A 19236-nucleotide genomic window follows, 5' to 3' on the forward strand; every position below is an offset into this window, starting at 1 on the left:
TGGCACGCTAGAAGTCATGAGAATTGTCGTGTGTGTGAAGCATGTCCCCGACATGCAGTCCGAACGCCGTTTTGAGGGCGGCCGCCTGGTGCGCGGTGAGGACGATGTGCTCAACGAACTGGACGAGAATGCCATCGAGGCTGCCGTCCAGCTCAAAGAATCCGAGGAGGATGCGGGTCGTGAGGCCGAGGTCGTCGCGCTGACGATGGGCCCCGAGGACGCCGAGGACTCCCTGATGCGGGCCCTGCAGATGGGCGCCGACCGTGCGTACATTGTGTCTGACGAGTTCCTCGAGGGCTCCGACGTCATCACGACCGCCTCCGTTCTGTCCGTCGCGATCGCAAAGATCGCGCAGGAGTGCGGCTCCGTCGACCTGGTGATTACCGGCATGGCCTCGCTGGACGCGATGACCTCCATGCTGCCCGCCGCTCTGGCCGCCAAGGCCCACATGCCGCTGCTGGGCCTGGCCCGCTCCCTGAGCGTCGAGGACGGTGCCGTCACCATCGAACGCGCCGTCGACGGCTACACCGAGACCGTGCGCGCCGCGCTGCCCGCCGTCGTCTCCGTGACCGACCAGATCAACGAGCCGCGTTACCCGGCCTTCGCCGCGATGAAGGCCGCCCGCAAGAAGCCGCTGGATCAGTGGGGCATCGATGACCTCGTCGAGGTTCCCGGTGGCGAGGCGCTCGTGATGCGCCGCGCGCTGACCGCCGTTACCCACGGCGAGGAGAAGACCCGCGACGGCTCGGGCACGATCATTCAGGACGCCGGCGAGGGCGGGCGCGCTCTGGCCGACTACATCCTTTCGGTGGTGAAGTGACATGACGCAGCAGATGAGTTCCCCGATCCTCGTTCTGGCCGATCAGGCGGGCGATCACCTGACGCCCCTGGCTCGCCAGGCGGTCACGCTGGCCGCGTCCCTGACCTCCGCCGATGTCGTCGCGCTGTCCCTGGCCACCACCCCCGACGTGGCCGCCCTGTCTGAGCTGGGTGCGACCCAGCTGCTGCATGCCGACCTGGGTGACGCGGCGCGTTCCTCGGTCGTGGCCTCCGACGCGCTTGTTTCCGCGCTGGCGACCGGCAGCTTTGGCCTGGTGCTCCTGTGCTCGGACTACCGCGGTCGTGAGATCGCCGGCCGCGTCGGCGCCCTCACCGAGGCCGGCGTGGTCTCGGGCGCGTCCTCCGTCGGCTTCGACGGCGGCGTCCTCCAGATCGGAAAGACCGCCCTGGGCGGCTCCTGGTCGATGAGGATCGTCCTTGAGGGACAGACCCCGATCGTCGGCATCGCCTCCGGTGTCATCGACGAGGCCCCGGTGGCCTCTCCCGTCGCCCTGACCCCGCAGGCGCTGACCGTTGAGCTGAGCCCCGAGGCCTCCGCGATTCAGGTCGTCTCTTCCGTTCCCGACGAGGAGGAAGGCGTGTCCCTGACCGATGCCTCCACCGTCGTGTGCGGTGGTCGTGGCGTGGACGGTGACTTCGAGCTGGTGCGCTCCGTCGCTCAGGCGCTCGGTGGTGCCGTGGGTGCGACCCGCGTCGCCTGCGACGAGGGCTGGGCCCCGCGATCCGAGCAGATCGGGCAGACCGGCCTGACCGTCACCCCGAACCTCTACATCGGCCTGGGTGTCTCCGGCGCGATCCACCACACGGTGGGTATGCAGTCCTCCGCTCACATTGTCGCCGTGTGCGACGACCCGGACGCCCCGATCTTCGAGATCGCGGACTTCGGCGTCGTCGGTGACGTCACCGAGGTCGTGCCCGCAGCCCTGGCCGCCATCGAGGAGGCGCGCTCCCAGGCGTGAGCGTCTACCTCGACCACGCGGCTACCACGCCGCTGCGCGAGTGCGCCCTCGAGGCGTGGACCCGCGCCCAGCGTGACCTGGCTGCAACCCCCGGCAATCCCGCCGCCCTTCACTTCGGAGGGCGGCGGGCCCGTCGCATGCTCGACGACGCGCGCGAGCAGGTCGCAGCGGCCCTTGGAGCAGACATCCATGAGGTCATCTTCACGTCCGGCGCCACCGAATCTGACGCCCTCGGCGTGATGGCCGCGGCCCGAGGCATGCGCGGGCGCGACGGCGCGCGCGACCTGATCGTCGTCTCGGGCCTCGAGCATGATGCTGTCGCCCACCAGCGCGAGGTCGCCTCTCGCGAGGGCTTCTCCTGGGAGGTCCTGCCCGTGGATGCTGGCGGCCTGTCGGTGCTGCCCGGTGTTTCCGACGACGACGCGCCCGCCTCGTGGGATGGTCGCCTCGCGCTCGGATCCATGACCCTCGTGTCCTCCGAAATCGGCACGATTCAGCCGGTCGCAGACTTCGCTGAGCTCGTGCACGCCAGCGGAGGCCTCGTACATTCCGACGCCGCCCAAGCCATTCCAACCCTGGACGTGTCTTTTGCGGAGCTCGGTCTGGACCTCATGAGCGTCGGCGGACACAAGGTGGGCGCTCCCGCGGGCATTGGCGTTCTCCTCGCTCGACGAGGCATCCCCATGACGACCGACCGACCCGGTGGCGGCCACGAGCGCTCGATCCGCTCGGGCACGCCCGACGTCGCGGGCGCCTGCGCCCTCGGTGCCGCCCTTGCCGAGGTCGTCGCCGAGCGCGCCGCTTTCGCCTCCCGTGCGGCCGACCTGCGCGCGCATCTGCTGTCCCACCTGCCGGAAGGCACGTATCCGACGGTGGGGGAGACGGCCTCGTCGGGCGCCATCATCCACCTGTCCCTGCCCACCGCCCGCCCCGAGGCCGTCCTCATGGCCTTCGACATGGCCGGGATTGCGGTGTCCGCCGGGTCCGCTTGTCACGCGGGGGTCACGCGCCCCTCCGAGATCGTCATGGCGATGGGACGCAGCGAGGAGCAGGCGCTCGGTGTCCTGCGTGTCTCGCTCGGCCATGAGACGACGCGCGACGACATCGACGCCTTCCTGGCCGCCCTGCCGATGGCGATCCGCGCGGGTGCCGCCCTGGATGGCATCACCCACGTGCGCAACGAACGAAATGAGGAACGCTAGATGCGAGTTCTGGCAGCACTGTCCGGCGGCGTGGACTCCGCCGTCGCCGCCGCGAAGGCCGTCGAGGCCGGGCACGACGTCGTCGGTGTCCACATGGCCCTGTCCTCCCAGCCCCAGGAGTGCCGTATCGGCTCGCGTGGGTGCTGCTCGATCGAGGACGCCGGCGACGCAGCGCGCGCCGCCGAGATCATTGGCATCCCGTTCTACGTGTGGGACCTCGCCCAGGAATTTGAGCAGACCGTCATCACCGACTTCGTCGCCCAGTACAAGGCTGGGCGCACCCCCAACCCCTGCGTGCGCTGCAATGAGTTCGTGAAGTTCCGCGAGCTCGCCACCCGCGCCCGCGCGCTCGGCTTCGATGCGGTGTGCACCGGCCACTACGCGGCCATCGTCGATGGCGAGGCCGGACCCGAGCTGCACCGCGGTGCCGACAACCTCAAGGACCAGTCGTATGTGCTGGCCGTCATGGGGCCCGAGGAGCTTCACCGCGTCGTCCTGCCGCTGGGGGACGCTCCCAACAAGGCGTGGGTGCGCTCCGAGGCCGAGCGCCTCGGCCTGGGCGTGTCCAACAAGCCCGACTCCTACGACATCTGCTTCATTCCCGACGGTGACACGCAGGGCTTCCTGCGCTCTCACCTGGGTGCCTCGGAGGGTGAGATCGTCACCCCCGACGGCGAGGTGCTCGGCCGCCACGAGGGCTACTGGAACTACACGGTCGGCCAGCGTAAGGGCCTTGGTATTGGCGCGCCAGCGCCCGATGGGCGCCCCCGTTACGTCCTTGAGACGAGGCCGGAGACCAACCAAGTCGTCGTGGGAGCCTCTGAGCTCCTGTCCATCTCCCGCATTACGGCGACGGATGCCGTCTGGCTCGCCTCCGACGACGATGGATCCGACGCGACCGACCTCTTCGTGCAGCTGCGCGCGCACGGCACGCCCGTGCCCGTCGAGTCGCTGACGCGCGACCTGGACGCCGGAACCATCAGCGTCGTCCTCGCGAGTAGTGCGCGTGGAGTCGCGCGCGGCCAGTCGATGGTCGTGTACCGCGGAACTCGCGTTCTCGGCGAGGGAAATATCGACGCAACCGGGCGCTGAGGGCCTCGGGCCTGCGCGCCGTCGAGAGACGTGGGCGAGGGCATGCGGACGGCTTCGCGCTTCATCCGTTAGACTGGGGTGCGCGCGCGAGTGGCGGAATTGGCAGACGCGCTGGATTTAGGTTCCAGTGTCTTTGACGTGTGGGTTCGAGTCCCATCTCGCGCACAGTTGCCCCTGCCCGGTCGCCCCGGGGAGGTTGTGGTCGATAGACTGAGGTCATGAGCGCTTTGGAAATTGGCTGCAAGGCCCCCGACTTCACCGCCGAGACCACTCAGGGAACCCTGTCCCTGTCGGACCTCCTCGCCGCCTCGTCGCGCGGCGTCATCGTCTACTTCTACCCGAAGGCCTCCACGCCCGGCTGCACGAAGGAGGCCTGTGACTTCCGCGATTCCCTGGCCTCGCTCCAGGGCGCTGGCTACTCGGTGATCGGCGTCTCCGCCGACTCGATGGCCGCCCTCGAGCGCTTCACCGAGAAGCAGTCCCTCACCTTCCCGCTGGCCTCCGACCCGGATCACGAGATTCTCGAGGCCTACGGGGCTTGGGGCGAAAAGAAGAACTACGGCCGCACCTACGTGGGCATCATCCGCTCGACCGTGGTCGTCAACCCCGACGGTACGGTGGCCCTCGCCCAGTACAACGTGAAGGCAACGGGCCACGTGGCTCGCCTGCGTAAGGATCTCGGTATCGACTAATCCCATTGCTTTTCGAGTAACTAGCACCTATGATTGTCAAGAAACTGACAGCTAGTTACTAATGGAGGAGTTATGGGGGCCAGGACGCCTGACGCGTATCGAATCGGTGCGGGGCAGGTGACGCAGGAGTATCCGGCCGACGCCGTGCCCGCGCGTCTGCGGAAGCAGCCCAGCCTGCCCACGATGTCCCACGCGCCCGAGTCCTCTCCCGCCGAACAGGCCGTCACTGCCGAGGTCGCGGCGGTTCGACGCAAGGCTTCCGGTGCGCCTCGCTCCTCGAATGATTCTCGCCCCTCGAAGGACGCTGCCGCGGTGACGCAGCACCAGGTAGCTGCGCGCGAGGCCGCCCCCGCGCAGGCCGCACCCGTTGTGGAATCTCCCGCGCGCGAGTACGCGCATCTGGACGAGGCCGGGGTGGCCTTTGAGGGCGATCAGCATCCTGGCGTTCCTGTCCATCATGACTGGCGCCGCACGACGATGCGTGTCGTGGACTCGGCGGGGGAGCAGGTGGCTCAGAAGCGGGGCACGTCGGCACCGGCTTTGCCCGCGCCAACACAGGCCGAAGAGGCCTCTCGGGTTGGTGGTGCGTCGCGTGCCCAGCGTGCGACACGACGCTCGGGTGTCGGTGCCTCGCGCATGGATCGCCGTGAGCGGCCCACTCGCCGCGGGCAGCGCCATGGAGACCTTGTCATGTTTCTCCTCGGCTTCATCTCGGCGCTCCTGATTGTTGCGGCCGTAGTCGGTGGACTGTATGTTGCGCGCTCGACGGGTTCTTCCGGGTTCACGAACGCCGTCGACTCCTGTCACGCACGTGGTTTGCATGCTCGCTTGGCCAGTGATGAGACCTCGCTGACCCTCGAGGCCTTCTCCGATAGTGGGGATAGTCTGACGACACCGATCTTCCAGTGCGTGCTCGGCAAGCTCGGTACCCCAGCGGCGGTGCGCGAGCGCATGTACGCGACCCGCGCGATCGATGGCACCCAGTCGGAGCAGTGGGGATCCTATAAGGCGACCTGGACGTACGAACCGGATCAGGGCTTGACCGTCATCGTCAGCTCCCGCTGACGGCGTGATCGGCCCGGGGGAGGGTCATCATCTGAGATATGTTCTACCGCATTGCCTTGTATCGCTCGTAAAATGAGCGGGTATTTCAATGCGTGAAGGAGTATCTCGTGTCCGATTCGCAGCCCGCCGTGCCAGCCGCCCCCGTGGGGGATGATGTCGCACTGGCGATCCGAGGCCTCGTCAAGATTTATGGCAACCTCGTCGCCGTCGCCGACCTGTCCCTCGACATCCCCACCGGATCCTTCTACGGGATCGTCGGTCCCAACGGCGCCGGTAAGACAACGACGCTGACCATGGCCACAGGCCTGCTCACCCCCGACCGTGGCACCGCCTACGTGCACGGTATCGACGTGTGGGCGCGAACCCAGGAGGCGCGTGCCCTCCTCGGCGTGATGCCTGACGGGATGCGCCTCCTCGACCGCCTCTCCGGCCCCGACTTCCTCGTCCACGTGGGCATGCTCCACGGCCTGGACGCCTCCGTCGCCCGCGAGCGCGCCCACGAGCTCCTCGCGGCCCTCGACCTGGCCGAGGCGGGGAAGAAGCTGATCAGCGACTACTCGGCGGGCATGACGAAGAAGGTCGCCCTGGCCGCCGCCCTCATTCACTCCCCGCGAGTCCTGGTCCTCGACGAACCATTCGAGGCCGTGGACCCCGTTTCCGCGACCAACATCCGCCAGATCCTCACCGATTACACGCGTCGCGGTGGCACCGTCATCCTGTCCTCGCACGTGATGGCGACCGTCCAGCAGCTGTGCACGCACGTCGCCATCATCGACAAGGGGCGCGTGCTCGTCGCCGGAACCACCGACGAGGTCGCCCAGGGCGGCGACCTGGGGGAGCGCTTCACCTCCCTGGTTGGCGGCGTTCACTCTGAGGAAGGCCTGTCGTGGTTGGGCAACTGATTCGCCTCAAGCTCCGCATCATCTGGAACACGGTTCGCAAACAGACGGTCGTCCTCGTTCTCGCGGTTCTCGGCGTCCTGTACTTCGGCGGAATCTACACCTCCGCTCTCGTGGGCACCGCTTTCCTCGCTCGCTCCGACGAGGCCTACCTGGCCGCGCCGGTGATGCCGATCGTTGGGCCCTTCATCTTCCTGCTGTGGCTGGTCCTCCCGATCATCTTCGCCTCGATGGACAACTCTCTCGATCCCGTGCGCCTGTCGCCATACGTGGGACCCAGCAAGCGCCTCGGGGCGGGTTTGGCCGCCTCGACTGCGGTCGGTCCCGGCGGGCTCCTGTCCGCGATGATCCTCTTCCTGCCCGTCTGGTTCGCGCTGTGGCGCGCCCAGTGGCTTGAGGCGCTCGGCTGGTTCATCGCTGGTCTCGTGACGCTGCCTCTCGCGGTGCTGTGGGCGCGCGCGGTTGGGACCTGGTTCGCCGTACGCCTGGACAGCTCGAGCAAGAAGGATGCCGTCACGGCCCTGGGCGCCGTCGTCTTCATGCTGGTGCTAACCCCCTTGGGCTACTGGATGTCTTTGCTGACCCGGAACTTTTCCGTTGAGGCCTTCAAGGCGGGTGTGAACGTCGCGCTGTGGACTCCCTTCGGAGCGCCTTTCGGCGTTGTTGCCTCTCTGCTCGAGGGCGCGTGGGTGGCCGCGGCGATCCGCGCTCTCATCACGGTCGTGACCGCAATCGTCGGTTGGCGGGCCTGGCTCGCCGTCCTGCGCCCCGTCATGAGCGGCTACGCCGGTGAGATCAGCGCCGACGCGCAGCGCGCCATCGACGAGGGGCGCCATCTCATCGACGAATCTCTCGAAGAAGAAGCGCGCAGTCGCCGCTCCGAGCAGTCGCGAGCCGCCGGCCTTCGCAGCGTCGACCTGTTCACGCGCCTCGGCCTCGGGGTGCGCAGCGCCTCCCTGGCCGCGCGCACGCTGCGCTACTGGATCGTCGATACGCGCCTGAACATGAACATGGCGCTCGCGTTGCTCTTCCCGATTGTTGCGATCTTCATGGGGCGGCTGGTTGCTGAGGGGCAGTCATTCGCTTTCTCGGCGGGTATCTTCCTCTACCTGGTGCCCGTCACGACGGGCCTGACGACCGGCGCGCTCATGCAATACGACTCGACGGGCGCCTGGATCGTGGTCTCGTCGGGGATGAGCGGTCGCGAGGAACGTCGCGGACGCCTCGTTGGCTCGCTCATCGTGTTAGTGCCCCAGGTCATCGGCTATCTCATTCACGATGCCGTCAGCGGTGCGAGTGCCTCCGATTTCGTGTTCCACCAGGTGATAGGCGTCGTCCTCTTCGCGGGTGCGGCCGCGACGACCCTCGTCGTTAACGCGCGGTGGGTGTACCCGGTGCAGCCCCCGGGCACGTCCCCGCTGGCGACGAAGGGGACGGGTTCCTTCCTCATGACGATGCTGCTGCAGCTTGTGGGCTTCGCGGGTACCGCGGTCCTGCAGATCCCGTCCTACGTGCTGCTCGTGCTGGCGTCCTTCGGCTTCGTGCCGGACTGGGTCGCCTACGTCGTGGCCCTCGCGTGGTCGGTCCTCGTCCTTGAGGCTGCTGTCCGCATTGGCGGGCGCGTGTGGGATCGTTACGCTGTCGCCGCGCTCACGTCGATCCGCAGCTGGCCGGGACACTGATCTCTCCTTGCGTGGATGTACGAGGCCGGGGTGACCCACGGGGGTGCCCCGGCCTCATTGTTGGACGCTGTGGCACACTGTGCTGGAGCGGTTTTGGGGTTTTGTCTGTTAACCCAAATAAGGCGGGGTGCCGGCGATTCACCGGCACCCCGCCTATGACTATGACACGCGAATTAAGAGCGCTTCCTTCGCATTGCCGTGGCGCCAATAGTGCCCGTCACGGCAGCGAGCACCAGCATATCGCCGGTGAGAGCACCGGTCTTGGCGAGCTGCGTTGCAGGCGTAGGAGGAACCGAGGGCGTCACCGTCGTCGGTGTAGGCGTCGGACCGGGCTTGAAGGAAAACCGCGTCACATCGGGATGCGCCTCGCTGGTCGTGTACTTCAGGGGGTGCTTCATGAGCGGAGCTTCATCCCATCCGGCAGAAGGGCCGGTCATGGGAAGCGTCCATCCGGCGGAATAAGGGGTGTCTGTAGGGGGACAAGCGGGCGATGGGGGATCAAATACTGTTCCAACAACAGGACGAGGTTCGGCCAGTACGACAGTGTCGTAGTCGTCCATCGTCGGAGGGCATGCGGGTGAAGGCGTCCCGGGCCTGACGATGACACCGAGTTGTTTCTCAACATCAACCGAAATAACGCCCTGCGTGAGGTGATCGATCTGGTAATCCGTATCGGCAGTTGCGGATTCGGTGAAGGCAATCTTCTGAATAGTGATCACCGCATCACCGTGAAGCGCACTCATCGCGTCCTTGAGGGCTGCGATGGTGGTGATCTGATCGGGGTTATCGAAGTCCACGGTAACCGTTGCGGTCTGTCCGTTAACTGCCACGGTTTTCGCTGAGAAGCCCTGGGGAAGCCCAGTCACCGAGATGGCCGAGGGATCAGAAAACTTCAGCTGCGCAGGAAGAGTGATCTGGGTTGTGAAACCCAAGTGAGCATTCTTCAGTGCAATATCGTCGAAAGCGTTGGGTGCCTCGTCGTATTTCTCGAGGAGCTTCGCAATGCGTCCACCACGAAGGTCGTTCAAGTGAACGACGTTCTCGATGGTCAGGAGAGAATCTTTGCTCTCGGCGTAGATCTTTTCAGTCTGAGTCGGAGTGTTCCCCTCCAGGCCGACCCTAAAATCGGTGTCGATTGTCGGGTCATCGCCATTGACCGGAAGGGAGCCAAACACCTTCTTGTACTTGTAAATGCCGGTCAAGCCATCCGCAGACAACTCCTGCGTGGAGAATTCGTAGTCCGGAATTCCTGCGGCTTGGAAGAAGTTCGGCCCGGTCTTCGGGGGCTGTAAGTCGTGGCCGTCTTCTTCATCAACCCAGCGCGTTGTCCGCGTTGGTGCGGACGCGAAGCAGTCGGTGGGCGACTGTGCGAGTGCCAGGGTCTTCGTATCGAAGTTAAAGACCTGAGCGGGAGCGGTCGCTGATGCGAAGAAGTTGAACGTACCTGTCACGGTAACCTGTTCGCTGGCCAGTTGAGTCGCTTCCGCGGGGTCAGTTGTGCCAACGGCATAGGGGACCTGGACCTTGATCGTGTGCTGATCGGGGTCGGCTTTCTCTGCATCGTAGATGTCGAGTAGCTGCTGCCAGTTCAGATCCCTGAGCTGGATATTCGCAGTGACCTGTGTGCGCTCAGCGCCCGGCGAGAACGAGGTGTAGGCGATCATTGACGAGGTAGATTTCGCGGGAGACGTTCCCAACGTGACTCCCTCAGGGACACTCACGGTCAGTGTGATGTCGGGGTTGTCGTTGTTGCCCGAGTCATGCGGGGAGAGTCCCTGTGCAGCCGCAGCGCGGATTTCGGCCTCGTGGCCTGCCATAAGCGCAGTGATCGGAATATTCAGTACGACGGTACCGTGATAGGTCGTGATGACAGGGTTCGTATTGCACACCGTCGTGCTTGTTGATGAGACGTATTGTGAGAGGGAGAAGGGCTGGGCATCGGCTTGTGCGCTGCGTGGCGCAAACATTGATACCGCACCTGCAGCGACAAGAGCTAAACCAGCACCCGTAGCTAGAACTCTCCGGCTATTCCTCATGATGTTCCCCAGTCGTAGGTGAGCGAATTAAACGGAATGATTCATGATTTTTAAGTATACACATTGTCGAACAGCGCATCGCCTATTGTGAGCTCAGCTTCGGATTGACGGTTCTATCAGGCGTGGTCGCATCGCGTGCTAGCCCCTGAATGTGCGCGGATCCCTTGGATTGCACGCACCCCCAATCATCCGTGCATGGGTGTCCCGTCCCATATGCGACATAACCGGTTCGTGTGCGCGTTGGGTGGTTTGCATCGCTGCCAACTGGGCCAAGCTATGGGGACTCGTGAACATGGTGCTGGTGAGTGAGACGAAACTCGCCCGGCTCGGTGGGCTTCGAACAATCTGCGTGACAATATTCGCCCTGCTTGCGAAAAATGGCTGATTTGGGGGTGTTTTGTGTGTGCTGGGCGAGTTTTGTACCGTTTGCATGATGGTTCCGGTGTGCTGGGCGAGTTTTGTATCGCATGTGGCGTCGATGGCTGGCTAAGTGATGGAAAACAGCGTGACAAGTCGCCCGATTGGAGGCTACCGCGAGGCCTGCAGGGCCTGGCCGGGCTTCGAGCCGACGCGCCGAGCGAAGCTCGTAGCGCGGACGGCGAGCGGGCGGGCAGGCCTCGCGGTGGCCGGAGATCTGGCGGGCCGCGGCAGAGGCCGGAGATCTGGCGGGCCGCGGCAGAGGCCGGAGATCTGGCGGGTTACGGCCAACACCGGAAATACAATCGGGGGCACAGATGCGAAAAACCGGCGACCCGAAGGTCGCCGGTTGTCTGTGCGTCATGGGGGACTTGAACCCTCAACCCGCTGATTAAGAGTCAGCTGCTCTGCCAATTGAGCTAATGACGCGGGATACTTTCACCAGCCGGAGCCGGGAAAGCTGTGCGTCATGGGGGACTTGAACCCTCAACCCGCTGATTAAGAGTCAGCTGCTCTGCCAATTGAGCTAATGACGCGGGGGTTTTGCAACCGAGAGATAAATATACAGGCGTGCTCCTCCCTGCGCAAGTCAATGAGGGGTGTCGTGGCCTATGTCGCACGCCCGCCGGGCGTGAGTCACCCGGGCACCTACAATGGGGCGAGAAACGAAAGGGGAACGCCATGTCGGACGCGTCGAGCGCCTACTCCGTGGTCGCAGAGGACATCCTCAAACTCGTGTGGAGCGCCGAGGAGGCCGGCCGCGACGGAGTCAAGCCCAAGGATGTGTCCGATCACATGGGCGTCGTCCCTTCGACGGCAACGGAGAACATTCAGCGCCTGGCTCGCCAGGGCCTCGTCACGCACGAGCGTTACGGACGCGTGCGGCTGACCCCGCAGGGGAGGGCGGTCGCCCTCGGCATGGTGCGCCGCCACCGCCTGCTGGAGACGTATCTGCACGAGGCTCTCGGATTCTCGTGGGACGAGGTGCACGAGGAGGCCGAGATTCTCGAACATGCGGTCTCCGATCGGCTTCTCGACCGCCTCGACCGAGTCCTCGGCTACCCGAGCCGTGACCCGCACGGTGATCCGATCCCGCGAGCCGACGGCTCCAGCGACGATGTCTCGGGTAGTCCCCTCGACGCGCTTGATGTGACCGGCGGGGGAATCGTCGTCCGGCTGCCCGACCGCGACCCCGAAGCGTTGCGCGCGTGGGAGGAAGCTGGCCTCGTGCCCGGCGCTCATATCACCGTCATCGCGTCCGACGCCGGGGGAGTGACCGTCCTGCTCGAGGATGGGCAGATGCTCCTGCTTGACCCCGCCCAGGCCTCGGGCATCGTCGTTCGGGACTGAGCCACACCGGTGCGCCCCGCTTCCCATTGACGAGGCCCGGAAACGATCCAGCCCACCTGACCGAGTCGGCCGGGCGGGCTGGGAGCGCCCGTCGGTGGGCGCACAGGAGCGGGAGCGAAGTCCTCAGGCGAGGGACGCGGATCCCATTGACGGGGGCACGTGGCGGCCGTGTCCGGCGGACAGGAGCGCCTCGCGCAGGGCGGTGATCGCGTTATCGAGTTCCTCGTCGCTGGCGGGGGCCGCCTTCGACAGGAGGATGTCGGTCTCGTCGCGCAGGGGGATGACGTGCAGGTGGGTGTGGGGCACCTCGAATCCTGCGATCGCCAGGCCGGCGCGCGGCACGCCGAATGCGGCCTTCTGTGCCAGTCCGATCGTGCGGGCCACAGTCATGAGGTGGGCGGCGACGTCCGAGGGGGCGTCCGTCCATGCCTCGTATGCGGTGCGCGGAACCACCAGGACGTGGCCCGGCGAGGTGGGCTCGATCGTTGCGAAGGCGACGCACAGGTCGTCGGCCCACACGAAGCGGCCGGGCCAGATACCCGTAATGATGTTGTCGAAGATAGTGCTCATGCGACTATTGTCACCTATTCGCGCTCACTTCGGTAGGTGGGCGCGTCCGGCGGGGTGGGCGGGCGTGAACTACCCTGGTGGGGAGTATTGTTACGCGACCCATCGTTAAGCGAGGAACGCACAGATGAGCGAAAATCCGCAGAGTGCCCCGGCCCAGCGCTACACCGCTGAGCTCGCAGGTCAGATCGAGACGAAGTGGCAGGACCGCTGGGAGGAGCTGGGCACGTTCTACGCGGACAACCCCACGGGCGACCTGGCTGGCCCGCTGGCCTCCCACAACCCCTTCTTCATTCTCGACATGTTCCCCTACCCCTCGGGTAAGGGCCTGCACGTGGGGCACCCGCTGGGCTACATCGCGACCGACACGCTGGCGCGCTACCGCCGCATGAAGGGCGACAACGTCCTGTACACGATGGGCTACGATGCCTTCGGCCTGCCCGCCGAGCAGTACGCCGTCCAGACCGGCCAGCACCCGGCCATCACCACGAACCAGAACATCGCGAACATGCGCCGCCAGCTGCGCCGCATGGGACTGTCCCACGACTCGCGCCGCTCCTTTGCCACGACCGACATCGAGTACGTGCACTGGACGCAGTGGATCTTCCTGCAGGTCTTCAACTCCTGGTTCGATCCCGAGGCGACGGCCCCCGACGGCTCCCAGGGCGCGGCCCGTCCGATCGCCGAGCTGATCGCCAAGCTCGAGTCCGGCGAGATTCGCCCCGAGGACGGCTCCGATTACAACTCCCTGGACCGTGCCGCCCAGGCGAAGGTCGTCGACTCCTACCGCCTCGCCTACGTTTCCGAGGCCCCCGTCAACTGGTGCCCGGGCCTGGGAACGGTCCTGGCCAACGAAGAGGTCACCGCCGACGGCCGCTCCGAGCGCGGCAACTACCCGGTTTTCAAGCGCAACCTGCGCCAGTGGATGATGCGTATCACCGCATACGGTAAGCGCCTGTCCGACGACCTCGACACGATCAACTGGCCCGAAAAGGTGCGCACGATGCAGCGCAACTGGATCGGTCGCTCCGAGGGCGCGACCGTCCGCTTCGACGTGCCCGGCGCGCGCGAGGCCGGCGCTTCCCTCGACTCCCTGGACGTCTACACGACGCGCCCCGACACGCTGTTCGGCGCGACCTTCATGGTCGTGGCCCCCGAGCACCCGATCCTCGGCGGAACCGTCGGTGGCGACGCCGGCGACGAGGCCGCCCTCACCCTGCCCGCCTCCTGGCCCGAGGGCACGAAGGATGCGTGGACGGGTGGCGCCGCCTCCCCGAAGGAGGCCGTGAGTGCCTACCGCGCCCAGGCCGCCGCGAAGTCCGAGGCCGAGCGTGCTGACGAAGAACGCACCAAGACCGGCGTGTTTACCGGCCTGTTCGGCATTGATCCGGTTAACGGCCGCCCCGTTCCGATCTTCGTTGCTGACTACGTCCTGTGGGGCTACGGCACCGGCGCCATCATGGCCGTGCCCGCCCACGATGACCGCGACTGGGCGTTCGCCCGCGCCTACGACCTCGACATCGTACGCACGATCGGCCCGGCCGACGACCCCTACGCCCCCGACCTCGAGGCCGGCGCGTACACGGGCGATGGAGTGGCCGTCGACTCCGCGAACGACGAGATCGACCTGAACGGCCTTGCGAAGGACGAGGCTAAGGCCGCCATGATCGAGTGGCTGGTTGCCAAGGGCCTGGGCCACGGCACCGTCACCTACCGCCTGCGCGACTGGCTGTTCAGCCGCCAGCGCTACTGGGGTGAGCCCTTCCCGATCGTGTGGGACGAGGACGGCGTCGCGCACGCCCTGCCCGAGGACATGCTCCCCGTCGAGCTGCCCGAGGTCAGCGACTACAGCCCGCGCACCTTCGACGCGGACGACGCCGACTCCTCGCCCGAGGCCCCGCTGGGCCGCGCCGAGGACTGGGTGAACGTTACCCTCGACCTGGGCGATGGCCCCAAGACCTACCGGCGCGAGACCAACACGATGCCCCAGTGGGCGGGCTCGTGCTGGTACGAGATGCGCTACACCGACCCGACGAACTCGAAGCGTTTCTCCGGTGAGGAGAACCTGGCCTACTGGATGGGTCCGCGCGAGGGCAAGGTCAGCGGCGGCACCGACATGTACGTCGGCGGCGTCGAGCACGCGGTCCTGCACCTGCTCTACGCACGCTTCTGGCAGAAGGTCCTCTTCGACTTGGGTCACGTGCCGGGCTCCGAGCCCTTCCACACGCTCTTCAACCAGGGCTACGTGCAGGCCTACGCCTACACCGACGCGCGCGGCCAGTACGTGCCCGCCGACGAGGTCGAAGGCGACGAGACGACCGGCTTCACCTACAAGGGCGAGCCTGTCAACCGCGAGTACGGCAAGATGGGCAAGTCCCTGAAGAACATCGTCACACCCGACGAAATGTACGACGCCTACGGCGCCGACGTCTTCCGCGTGTACGAGATGAGCATGGGCCCCCTCGACCTGTCGCGCCCGTGGGAGACCCGCGCCGTCGTCGGCTCCCAGCGCTTCCTACAGCGCCTGTGGCGTAACGCGGTCGACGAGGAGACCGGCGAGCTCACGGTCACCGACGAGCCCGCGGACGACAAGACGCGTCGCCTCGTGGCCCGCACGATCGCTGAGGTCACCGAAGAGTACGAGAACCTGCGCATCAACACCGCGATCTCCAAGCTCATCGTCCTCAACAACCACCTGACCAGCCTGGACGCCGTCCCGCGCGACGCCATCGAGCCCCTGATCCTCATGCTCGCCCCGGTCGCCCCGCACCTGTGTGAGGAGCTCTGGAGCCGCCTGGGACACGAGGCCTCCCTGGCCCGCGAGCCCTTCCCGGTCGTCGAGGATTCCTCGCTGCTGGAGGAAGACACGGTCACGGCTGTTGTCCAGGTTAACGGCAAGGTCAAGGCCCGCATCGAGGTCGCTCCCTCCATCTCCGAGGAGGACCTCATCGCGGCCGCCCTGGCCGAGGCACCGATCGTCAAGGCCCTCGGCGGGGCAGAGCCCCTCAAGGTGATCGCACGCGCGCCGAAGCTGGTCAACGTCGTCGTCAAGAAGTGAGGTCACATGCCTGAAGGCGATGCAGTCCGTCGCCTAGCCGGTACCCTCGACGAGCTTTTCGTCGGGGGTATCGTCTCGGCCTCGTCCCCGCAGGGGCGCTTCGCGTCCTCTGCCGCCCTCCTGGATGGGTGGGTCATGCAGCGGGTGCGCGTGCACGGCAAACACATGTTCATCGGTTTCGTCCCGCCCATCGACGGTGAGACGTACGAGGCCGGGGTGGTCCTCCTGGAGGGCGCAGCGGCCGGCAGCGGGGAGCCGATCCTCGGCGAGGATGCTCCCTGGCCGGACCGGTGGGTGCATATCCACCTGGGCCTGTACGGCTGGTGGCGCTTCAACGGCGACGAGACCGTCGTCGACGAGGGGCACGGCGTCGCTCACCGCATCCCCAACATCCCGAAGGGGGAGTGGAACGGCCACTCCGAGACCCGCTGGGGCGAGGGCTTTGGAGAGGCCAAGGCGGGGGAATGGGAGCCGCCGGAGCCGGTCGGTGCCGTGCGCCTGCGCCTGTTCAACGACCATGCCGTTGCCGACCTGGTGGGTCCCAACCGCTGTGACCTCATCACGGATGAGGAGCGCATCAAGGCCGAGTCGAAGCTGGGGCCGGATCCCCTGGACGCCGGGGCTCGCTCCGATGCCGAGGCCATGGAGCGTTTCGCCCAGGTCGCTCACTCCAAGAAGCGCGCGATCGGCGAGATCGTCATGGATCAGTCGATTATCGCGGGCGTGGGCAACATCTACCGTGCCGACGCCCTGTTCCTCGCAGGCATCTCGCCGCACCGTAAGGGCGCCAATATCTCCATCAAGCGCCTGCGTGAGCTGTGGGTCCTCATCTGCGACCTTATGAACCGCGGCCTGGCCGCAGGTCGCCTGGACACGATGGACCCGGAGGAAGCCCCCAACCCGCCGATCGAGGGTGACGAGGAGGCCTCGCGCTGGTACGTGTACCACCGCACGGACCGCCCGTGCCTACGCTGCGGGACGCCGATCCGCGAGGCACTCATGCAGAACCGACGCCTGTTCTGGTGTCCGTCCTGCCAGCGCTGAGCGCGCGAAGAATCGTCAGGGGAGTGCGGGCCGCAAGGCTCGCACTCCTCGCCCTTTGTCAGGCGATCTCTTCGAATCCGAGGACCGAGTAGAGTTCGCGGGCCCCGCCGTGGCGCGTATCCAGGCGCAGAGCGAGGGAGTCGAATCCCCACTGCGAGCAGCGCGCGGCGACCTCGGAGACGAGGGCCGTCGCGATGCCGCGCCTGCGGTAGTCGGGGGCGACGATCAGGTCCACCACGAAGGGGCCGTCCGGCGCGTCATCCCACGGTGATTCGCGGACGACGAGGATCGCCCCGACGAGTGTGCCCCCGTCCCACGCGCCGATGAACGAGTCTTCCGTGGTCGCCCCGAAAGCGCCCTCAAACGTCAGGCGTAGTTCTTCGGAGGTTTCCAAGAGCGCCTCAGGCGTGACGTCGTCGTCGTACGCCTCGAGGGTGAGCACCGCGAGCGCGGGGATGTCGAATGTTGTGAGCGTGGCGATCTCAATACCCTGAGGCCGATTCGCCGCTGACAACGCGTCCAGGGGGGCATGTAGAGTTCGAGCTTCCATAAACCAACTATAGGTGAGGATTCTCACTTTGTCACGGGTCTTGAACGGATTCTCACAGACCGCATCTGACGAGGGCGAATGCCCTCAGATGTAGAGGGCCGGCTCCTCGAAGAAGTAGTTGGGATCGACGATGAGATCGCGGTCGCGCGTGTCCTTTTCGGGCTTGGGAAGCAGGCGCGCAGGCACACCGATTGCGACGTTGCCGCAGGGCACGTCCTTGACGACGACGGCGTTTGCGCCGATCTTGACACCCGTGCCCACGGTGATGGGTCCCAGGACTTTCGCGCCCGCGCCAATCATGACGTGATCGCCGACGGTGGGGTGGCGCTTGCCCGGTGTCATGGCGACGCCGCCGAGGGTGACGCCGTGGAAGATGACGACATCGTTGCCGACCTCGGCGGTCTGGCCGATGACGACGCCCGTCGCATGATCGATGAAGACGCGGCGCCCGATGGTGGCCTCGGGATGAATGTCCACGCCGGTGACGGCTCGGGCCACGGACGATAGCACCCGCGCGGGGGTGTGGGCGCCGTGAGTCCACAGAGCGTGGGAGACGCGGTGCGTCCACAGGGCGTGCACGCCCGGGTAGGTCAGTGCGATCTCCAGGGCGGAGGTGGCCGCGGGGTCGCGGCGCTGCGCCGTCACGAGGTCCTCGCGGAAGAGCCCGAGCGCCCGGGTGGGCAGGGTGCGCGACAGGGTCTTCGACAGGGCGCGTACGGTGAGCTTCACGAGTTCCTCCTGGATGGTTGACTGAGACGGAAACGCACAGGTGGCCCCGGATATTCCATCCGGGGCCACCTTAGCGCGTCAAGCTGGAAAGATCAGTCTTCGAGGCCCGCGAACAGGGCAGTCGAGAGGTAACGCTCACCCGTGTCGGGCAGGAGCGTGACGATCTTCTTGCCGGCCAGCTCGGGGCGGGCGGCGACGGCGGCCGTACCCGCCAGGGCAGCACCCGAGGAGATGCCCACGAGCAGGCCCTCTTCGGCGGCCGCGCGGCGAGCGAACTCGAGTGCCTGAGCGGTCTCGACGGAGATGACCTCGTCCACGATGCCCGCGTCGAAGGTCTCGGGCACGAAGTTGGGCATCAGGCCCTGGATGCCGTGCGGGCCGGGGGTGCCGCCGGTCAGCAGGGGAGACTCGGCGGGCTGAACGGCGATGATGCGCACGTTCGGGTTCTTCTCCTTGAGAACCTTCGCGACGCCCGAGATGGTGCCACCCGTGCCAACGCCGGCGACGAAGACGTCAACCTGGCCGTCGGTGTCGGCCCAGATCTCCTCACCGGTGTGCGCCACGTGGGCGGCCGGGTTGGCGGGGTTGGTGAACTGGGAGGCGATGATGGCGCCGGGACGCTCGGAGGCGATGCGCTCGGCCTCGGCGACAGCGGCGGAGACGCCGCCCTTCGGGTCGGTGAGGACCAGCTCGGCGCCGAATGCGCGCACGATCGCGCGGCGCTCGACGGACATCGAGGCGGGCATGACGATGACGACCTTGTAGCCGCGTGCCGCGCCCACCATCGACAGGGCGATGCCCGTGTTACCGGAGGTGGCCTCGACGATCGTGCCGCCGGGGGCCAGGGCGCCCGAGGCCTCGGCCGCGTCGATGATCGAACGGGCGATGCGGTCCTTCACGGAGGAGGCGGGGTTGAATGCCTCGACCTTGGCGACCACGTCGACGCCGTCGCCGGCAACGTGGTTAATTCGGACGAGGGGGGTGCCGCCGATCAGATCGGCGACGGTGGAGGCGATGCGAGCCATGAGGGGTCCTTCCTAAGCAGGTGTACCCC

At 66.4% G+C, this 19236-nt stretch carries 16 protein-coding genes and 3 tRNA genes; 12 read left to right on the forward strand and 7 right to left on the reverse strand.

Features of this window, described 5'->3' with window-relative positions; translation table 11 throughout:
• The first annotated feature begins 16 nt into the window (after positions 1 to 16).
• The 9 genes from JJJ16_RS02575 to JJJ16_RS02615 all read left to right on the forward strand — a co-directional run bounded on the left by JJJ16_RS02575 (position 17) and on the right by JJJ16_RS02615 (position 8431).
• On the forward strand, positions 17 to 820 hold the full coding sequence (locus JJJ16_RS02575; protein ID WP_219751266.1) for an electron transfer flavoprotein subunit beta/FixA family protein: 804 nt from the start codon (positions 17 to 19) through the stop codon (positions 818 to 820).
• Position 821: 1 nt separating this feature from the next.
• On the forward strand, positions 822 to 1799 hold the full coding sequence (locus JJJ16_RS02580; protein WP_219751267.1) for an electron transfer flavoprotein subunit alpha/FixB family protein: 978 nt from the start codon (positions 822 to 824) through the stop codon (positions 1797 to 1799).
• Positions 1796 to 3001, forward strand: coding sequence for a cysteine desulfurase family protein (locus JJJ16_RS02585; protein WP_219751268.1), 1206 nt, complete (start codon positions 1796 to 1798; stop codon positions 2999 to 3001). The genes JJJ16_RS02580 and JJJ16_RS02585 overlap by 4 nt, the downstream gene beginning before the upstream one ends.
• Positions 3002 to 4093 (forward strand): tRNA 2-thiouridine(34) synthase MnmA, encoded by a 1092-nt coding sequence (gene mnmA, locus JJJ16_RS02590; protein ID WP_219751269.1) that lies wholly within the window; start codon positions 3002 to 3004, stop codon positions 4091 to 4093.
• 84 nt (positions 4094 to 4177) lie between these two features.
• Positions 4178 to 4258, forward strand: a tRNA-Leu gene (locus tag JJJ16_RS02595).
• A 53-nt stretch (positions 4259 to 4311) separates the two neighbouring features.
• Positions 4312 to 4785 (forward strand): peroxiredoxin, encoded by a 474-nt coding sequence (locus JJJ16_RS02600; RefSeq protein ID WP_219751270.1) that lies wholly within the window; start codon positions 4312 to 4314, stop codon positions 4783 to 4785.
• 72 nt (positions 4786 to 4857) lie between these two features.
• Positions 4858 to 5850 (forward strand): hypothetical protein, encoded by a 993-nt coding sequence (locus JJJ16_RS02605; protein ID WP_225904968.1) that lies wholly within the window; start codon positions 4858 to 4860, stop codon positions 5848 to 5850.
• Between the two features lie 107 nt (positions 5851 to 5957).
• Positions 5958 to 6752 (forward strand): ABC transporter ATP-binding protein, encoded by a 795-nt coding sequence (locus tag JJJ16_RS02610; protein WP_219751271.1) that lies wholly within the window; start codon positions 5958 to 5960, stop codon positions 6750 to 6752.
• On the forward strand, positions 6737 to 8431 hold the full coding sequence (locus JJJ16_RS02615) for a hypothetical protein (protein ID WP_219751272.1): 1695 nt from the start codon (positions 6737 to 6739) through the stop codon (positions 8429 to 8431). Before JJJ16_RS02610 ends, JJJ16_RS02615 begins: the two co-directional genes overlap by 16 nt.
• 173 nt (positions 8432 to 8604) lie before the next feature.
• On the opposite strand, the gene JJJ16_RS02620 is transcribed toward JJJ16_RS02615, so the two are convergent.
• The 3 genes from JJJ16_RS02620 to JJJ16_RS02630 all read right to left on the reverse strand — a co-directional run bounded on the left by JJJ16_RS02620 (position 8605) and on the right by JJJ16_RS02630 (position 11420).
• Positions 8605 to 10398, reverse strand: coding sequence for a cell wall protein (locus tag JJJ16_RS02620; RefSeq protein ID WP_219751273.1), 1794 nt, complete (start codon positions 10396 to 10398; stop codon positions 8605 to 8607).
• Positions 10399 to 11240: 842 nt separating this feature from the next.
• Positions 11241 to 11313: transfer RNA gene (locus JJJ16_RS02625), tRNA-Lys, on the reverse strand.
• Between the two features lie 34 nt (positions 11314 to 11347).
• A tRNA-Lys gene (locus JJJ16_RS02630) sits at positions 11348 to 11420 on the reverse strand.
• 145 nt (positions 11421 to 11565) lie between these two features.
• Between JJJ16_RS02630 and JJJ16_RS02635 the strand changes: the two genes are divergently transcribed.
• Positions 11566 to 12234, forward strand: a complete 669-nt coding sequence (locus tag JJJ16_RS02635; protein WP_219751274.1) for a metal-dependent transcriptional regulator — start codon at positions 11566 to 11568, stop codon at positions 12232 to 12234.
• 123 nt (positions 12235 to 12357) lie between these two features.
• Here the strand turns inward: JJJ16_RS02635 and JJJ16_RS02640 are convergent, their stop codons facing one another.
• Positions 12358 to 12804 carry an HIT family protein gene (locus JJJ16_RS02640; protein ID WP_219751275.1) on the reverse strand — a complete coding sequence of 149 codons (447 nt, stop codon included), beginning with the start codon at positions 12802 to 12804 and terminating at the stop codon, positions 12358 to 12360.
• 124 nt (positions 12805 to 12928) lie between these two features.
• On the opposite strand from JJJ16_RS02640, the gene JJJ16_RS02645 reads away from it, so the two are divergent.
• Together JJJ16_RS02645 and JJJ16_RS02650 are read left to right on the forward strand one after the other, a co-directional pair.
• Positions 12929 to 15859 carry a leucine--tRNA ligase gene (locus JJJ16_RS02645; protein WP_219751276.1) on the forward strand — a complete coding sequence of 977 codons (2931 nt, stop codon included), beginning with the start codon at positions 12929 to 12931 and terminating at the stop codon, positions 15857 to 15859.
• A 6-nt stretch (positions 15860 to 15865) separates the two neighbouring features.
• Complete coding sequence (locus JJJ16_RS02650) at positions 15866 to 16903, forward strand: Fpg/Nei family DNA glycosylase (protein ID WP_219751277.1); 1038 nt, start codon at positions 15866 to 15868, stop codon at positions 16901 to 16903.
• Between the two features lie 58 nt (positions 16904 to 16961).
• On the opposite strand, the gene JJJ16_RS02655 is transcribed toward JJJ16_RS02650, so the two are convergent.
• From JJJ16_RS02655 to cysK, 3 genes are all read right to left on the reverse strand, one after another.
• Positions 16962 to 17453, reverse strand: coding sequence for a GNAT family N-acetyltransferase (locus JJJ16_RS02655; protein WP_219751278.1), 492 nt, complete (start codon positions 17451 to 17453; stop codon positions 16962 to 16964).
• An 84-nt stretch (positions 17454 to 17537) separates the two neighbouring features.
• A complete protein-coding gene (epsC, locus tag JJJ16_RS02660; protein WP_219751279.1) occupies positions 17538 to 18182 on the reverse strand; it encodes a serine O-acetyltransferase EpsC in 645 nt (214 codons plus the stop codon).
• Between the two features lie 92 nt (positions 18183 to 18274).
• Positions 18275 to 19207: a cysteine synthase A gene (cysK, locus tag JJJ16_RS02665; protein ID WP_101601464.1), complete on the reverse strand. Its 933-nt coding sequence runs from the start codon at positions 19205 to 19207 to the stop codon at positions 18275 to 18277.
• Positions 19208 to 19236: the final 29 nt, after the last annotated feature.

Source organism: Schaalia sp. ORNL0103, from assembly GCF_019429565.1.
Classification (GTDB): Bacteria; Actinomycetota; Actinomycetes; order Actinomycetales; family Actinomycetaceae; genus Pauljensenia.